Raw genomic sequence first — 1,475 nt, forward strand, 5'->3', positions numbered from 1 at the left:
ATGGCCGCTAATGGGAGGTTGTACTTTAGTTAGTGTACGCAAAAAGGTAGATTTGCCAATGCCATTAGTGCCAATTAAACCAATAAGTTCGCCTTTTTTAAGTGCAATATTAATGTTTGAAGCCACTACAATTTCCTCTTTTTTTGAAGAATAACCAATAGATAGGTTTTTAGTTTTTAAAACAACGTTATGCGCTTCTTGTGTTAACATACTAAATGTACAGTGTTATGTATATTAGTTTCTATAATTAGTGCTAAAATAGCATGTTTCGTTTTTTTACCAAAAGCCAAATAACTACAGGAGCTCCAACTAATGATGTAATAGCATTTATAGGCAATGTAAATTGTGTGTTTGGTAGTTGCGAAATGCTATCGCAAACTAGCATAACAATGGCACCAATTAAAAATACAGCTGGTACTAAAGTTTTGTGGTTAGTGGTGTTAAAAATTTGTCTGGTTATATGCGGAATTGCTAAACCAATAAACGCAATTGGGCCTGCAAATGCGGTTATTGTTCCTGCAAGTAAACTGGTGGCTGTAATTAACAATAACCTACTTTTTTTTATGTTAACACCTAAGCTTTTAGCATAATTTTCGCCTAATAATAAACTGTTTAAAGATTTTATGGTAGTTATGCTAATTAGTAAACCTAACAGATAAATTATACTTAAAATAACAATTTCTTGCCATGATAAATTGCCCAAACTACCAAAGCCCCAAAAAATATATTGCTGTAATTGTTCTGCAGAACCAAAATAAGAAAGCACACTAACAATAGCCGAAGTTATACTAGAAAACATAAGGCCAATTATAAGTATGGCCATAGTATCTCTAACTTTAATAGATACAAGTGTAACGGCTAAAAGTACTAAAAAACTACCCAAACTGGCGGCTAAAACTATGCCCCATTTTGAAGCAAAAAGTATAGCGAAAAAACCACCAAAAACACTAGAGCCTAATATAACAAGGGCAACACCTAAGCTAGCACCAGAACTAATACCTAAAACAAACGGGCCTGCTAACGGATTTCTAAATAGTGTTTGCATTAATAAGCCCGAAATACCTAAACCAGACCCAACAATTATTGCTGTTACTGCTTTTGGGAGCCTGTATTGTAATATAATATGATTCCAAGCTGTGTTTTCTAATGTATTACCAATTAAACTATTAAAAATAGATTTAAAAGGAATGGCTACAGACCCAAAACTAATGTTAGTAAAAAAACAAATGCATAACACTAAAATAAGTGCTACAAATACTATGTTATGTTTTTTCTTGTTTGGCAATTATGGTAGTTTTTTTAAAAAATGTGGTGTGTAATTTGTTAATAATTCAGGATGGCAAATTTTAATAATATCTTTTAAAACCCAGTCTGGTCTTGTAAAGCCAAGTTCATAATATAAAACACCACCAGTAGCTCCTGTTGTGTTAGCTACTGTATAAATACTTTTATTTTGAAAGGCTTTAAACTTAGTA

2 protein-coding genes and 1 pseudogene are annotated in these 1,475 nt (G+C 32.1%); all 3 read right to left on the minus strand.

Going from position 1 to position 1,475, the window contains the following annotated elements; translation table 11 throughout:
* A partial coding sequence (locus FUA24_RS24410) for an ATP-binding cassette domain-containing protein (protein ID WP_148546039.1) occupies nucleotides 1-210 on the minus strand: 210 nt, incomplete at its 3' end.
* Nucleotides 211-253: 43 nt separating this feature from the next.
* Nucleotides 254-1,285 (minus strand): FecCD family ABC transporter permease, encoded by a 1,032-nt coding sequence (locus FUA24_RS24415; RefSeq protein ID WP_147135963.1) that lies wholly within the window; start codon nucleotides 1,283-1,285, stop codon nucleotides 254-256.
* Nucleotides 1,286-1,475 (minus strand): annotated as a pseudogene (locus tag FUA24_RS24420) (ABC transporter substrate-binding protein); the annotation flags it as partial.

The sequence above is a fragment of the Seonamhaeicola marinus genome (assembly GCF_008085455.1).